This window comes from Glutamicibacter sp. MNS18 (genome assembly GCF_026107515.2).
In the GTDB taxonomy this organism is placed as follows: Bacteria; Actinomycetota; Actinomycetes; order Actinomycetales; family Micrococcaceae; genus Glutamicibacter.
In genome coordinates this window covers 1-3,461 of sequence record NZ_JAPCHW010000026.1, presented here as the reverse complement: position 1 = coordinate 3,461, position 3,461 = coordinate 1, and the positions used below count along the sequence as shown (strand labels likewise).

The 3,461-nt window shown below is 59.8% G+C and carries 4 protein-coding genes; 1 reads left to right on the top strand and 3 read right to left on the bottom strand.

The features are described from left to right. Positions 1–322 precede the first annotated feature (322 nt). The 3 genes from OK351_RS17805 to OK351_RS17795 are packed head-to-tail and all read right to left on the bottom strand — an operon-like array spanning position 323 to position 1,334. The gene (locus tag OK351_RS17805) at positions 323–607 is read right to left on the bottom strand and encodes a hypothetical protein (protein ID WP_265161764.1); all 285 of its coding nucleotides are present in this window, start codon (positions 605–607) and stop codon (positions 323–325) included. Beyond that, the gene (locus tag OK351_RS17800) at positions 604–936 is read right to left on the bottom strand and encodes a Fic family protein (RefSeq protein WP_265161763.1); all 333 of its coding nucleotides are present in this window, start codon (positions 934–936) and stop codon (positions 604–606) included. Before OK351_RS17800 ends, OK351_RS17805 begins: the two co-directional genes overlap by 4 nt. 56 nt (positions 937–992) lie before the next feature. Continuing rightward, positions 993–1,334, bottom strand: a complete 342-nt coding sequence (locus tag OK351_RS17795; protein ID WP_265161762.1) for a Fic family protein — start codon at positions 1,332–1,334, stop codon at positions 993–995. A gap of 1,444 nt (positions 1,335–2,778) precedes the next feature. On the opposite strand from OK351_RS17795, the gene OK351_RS17790 reads away from it, so the two are divergent. Beyond that, on the top strand, positions 2,779–3,264 hold the full coding sequence (locus tag OK351_RS17790) for a GtrA family protein (protein WP_265161761.1): 486 nt from the start codon (positions 2,779–2,781) through the stop codon (positions 3,262–3,264). Positions 3,265–3,461: the final 197 nt, after the last annotated feature.

Genomic DNA, 3,461 nt, shown 5'->3' with positions numbered 1-3,461 from the left:
CCGATGGTACTGCACTCGTGAGGGTGTGGGAGAGTAGGTCACCGCCGGACTTAACTTATGTTGGTAGAGTGGTTTGAGGCCCTGACACCGTGGTGTCGGGGCCTCACCCATTTAAGCCCCCACTTTTGTGGGGCGGCTGCATCCAGGACCCAAGCACGTGCTACGGCTCCATGTTCTCCGATCGCGTTACCCGATACCTTACCCAGGGTGCCCGGTGAACTCGACGATGAGATTTCACTGTTGTGGTTGAGCCAGCCGATTCGCGTTCAACCATAGCAACCACGATTCCTCACGAGAGACCGGACAATCCTCGGTGCTCTATTCATCGACGTATGCGGCGCCCTGCACGGGCCGCGAAGCTGTCCAGCGCTTGGACCACGCTTGGAGCAACCCATACACGGTGGCCCCGGATGTGTCCTGTCGTCTTTAGGGCACCTAGCTGCTCCAGCCGTTCGATGTTGCGGTACGCGGCGCAGGATGACTGCCCGGTGATTTCGGAGAGCATCTGTGCAGTGACCGCCGGTTCCCTGATGATCAGCTCGATCGCACGCTTCAGTCCCACACCGGGGGTACGTCCGAATCCATCATGGATTTCCTGCCGGATCAAACGAATGCCGGTGGCCAGTTGTCGCCCGTTTTCCGTCGCACGGAGCATGACTCGGCAAACATCTCCACGATGGGTTCGATGTCGCCCTCCCGGTAGGAACCCAGGGCGTCGAAGTATGCCTTGGTGTCGGTGAGCAAACCTGAGGAGACGGGGATGATGACCTTCTCGGTTATCCCCTTATTTCTGAGTATGGGTCCGACCAACGCTCGGCCGGTGCGCCCGTTACCGTCCGGGAAGGGGTGGATCGTCTCGAACTGGGCGTGGGCGATGGCTGCCTGCGTCAATGCCGGGATGTCATCGCGTTGCATGAAACCAACAAGATCGGTCATCGCTCCCGGTACATGCTCATGGCGTGGTGGTACGAATATGGCCGAGTGGGGGAGGCTCAACCAATCCAGACGGCCTCCATCCGATACTTCCCAGCGATATCCGGCGCGGAACCATGCAGCAGCGCACGGTGCATTGCCAGGATGATCGCACTGACCAGGTTTGCCGCCAGCTCGATGGCAGCAGTCATGGCCGAGATGTTGGATGCCACGAGGGCGGCGGTGATACGGGAACGATCCTCCAGTTGAGCCAAGGCGATACGTTTTGCGCCGACGGTCAGATTCTCGATCTGGGAGCTGGCTGCTGACTCACTTCGCAGCAAGAGCGCGGCGAAAGGGGCTGTGTCGTCTCCCAGGTCCCGGTCGAACCTGACGGTATCAATGGTCGCTTCTTCGGCCAATGTCGCCACCCGCCCGGAGACGGCGGGGTGGGTGCCGGCGATCTGCGGTACGACAGCTGCCCGATAGGGTCCCCGAACGCGCAGGCGTCGCCGTCTTGAGTGTTGTGCGCTGGCCGGATCCGCGTGCCAATCAACGTCCTCGTACGTGATAGCCGGCCAACCAGACGAGCCCAAGTTGTGCACGGAGCCGGGACGGGTTTGCTGGGCCAAGCGTTCGCTATCGTCGATGCCTTGGGGTCTGCGACGCTCGGGCATACGCCGAAACGCCTCCTGTAAGTGTTAATAGGACAACTCCAAGTTCCCGCTGAATGCAGGACATGATCGACCGCTGGACGCGGAGGCAGGGGACCCGTCACCGAGAGCCGACCCCCCTTGTTTCAGGCAGCATCAGATTCCGATGCGTTCGGCAAGGGTCATCCAGCCTGGCGGTGGACACCCCGCCTCCAGCCGTTGGGCCTCGGACTCACCGATCCGATAGACGCAAGTACATGTCCCGACCGCCGAGAAGTCAGTGGGCCACCGGACCGCAAAGGTACAGCGGACACACACTGACAAGATAAATCGTGTTCCGGTTCGTCGTAGTTCGAACAACGGTTGAGACGCCTCCTCCCGCCGATGAACACGCAGAGTTCGCGGAAGCTGCCGATTTCCTCTCGCGTTCCGGCAGGGGGCATGGCTTCCTCGCTGACGATGCCGTAACCATCGTGATGTCGTGCCCCAGCGCAGGCGTGGGTAGCACGCGGCCAGCCTGGGCATACAGTCGGAGGACTTCGTTCGAGCTGCAAACCTAGTCCCGGCAATCGAGGCGTGGTATGCCGCATTCTTCCTGCCTGGCCTGTAGCGGGGTTGATCAGTCCTTGCGCGGGACAGGTGGGGGGGCGGGTGCCGGCTTCTTGCACTGCCGAATACTGGGATGAAGTCCTCGGGTCCTTCCCAAGGGGATGACCTGTAGTGGCGACGAGCCCAGGGCAGCACTCAATGACCGCCAGCCGTCGCGGTTATGTATCCCGTTCCACCGGCTCTCGAAGATGGGAACAGCATTGATCCGTAGTCTTCCTCGCCATCGCGGGAGTTGGTGGTTGAAGCCTCCACCTGCCGCTACCGGGTGGAGTCGCAGGATCAATCATCGCGAGGAAAATGAGCGGGCCGCCTTACAGATACTTTCGGTGACGGCACCGGATGTCGTCGACATTGCGCAGAAGAACTGGACCGGCAAGGTAAAGCCGCCCTCGCCCATCCGGTGCCGAATGGTTCCGGCAGCCAGCACCTGATCGGGGTCTGCTCGCTCGACGGCTGAAGGATCTGGAGACACCAGGACAGATTCCTGCTGGCGACTTGAACCCCGACTGTTGACACACGTATGGCTCGCGGACATCGTTAGCGGGCAACGTAAAATGGCAGGGTGAGTAAGTATGGAGCCGAAGATCGAACCGTAGAGCGGAAGGTGCGCCAGGCCAAGCGAAAGTACCTACGGGTCATTTATTTCCTTGGTGTGGGTGGCATTTGCTTCTTGCTGACCTTAGCCGTGAATTACGGTTTGAAATTCACCCTGTTGAACGCCCATCCCACGACGGCATTCTTGATCGCGAATGCCGTGGCCACCGTGGCGTCATACACACTGTCCCGACGGTTCACGTTCGGGGACATCGCACACGGATTGAAACGCGTCCAGTTCGTAAAATTCATCGTCATGTCCATCCTGGCTATTGGCATCACCGCGGCACCACTGTACTTCTCGCGCTGGGTCCTTGGGTTCACCCAACCGCACGTTTCCTGGATCTTCCAGGAAATTGCGGATTTCATTGCTGGACCGATCATCGGCACGCTGTTGGGGATGGTCTTCAGATGGTGGGTGATGAACCGATTCGTTTTTGTTGACCGCAACTTCAAACGCACGCGGATCGACGGGAAACAAGATCAACATCCATGAACCGCCCGGTATGACGGGGTGAGCCATGGTGCCGTGAGCGCAAAGCAAGTTCCGAAACTGCCTGCTGTGCGGCACTTGAAACACCGCGTGAGCACGGTCACGGCCAGAAGGGGCGTATCGATTTGCGCGGACCGGTAAACCCCTGTATAGTTTTTATCTGTTGCCGAACGGAACACGGGATCAAAACCGGACGAAAC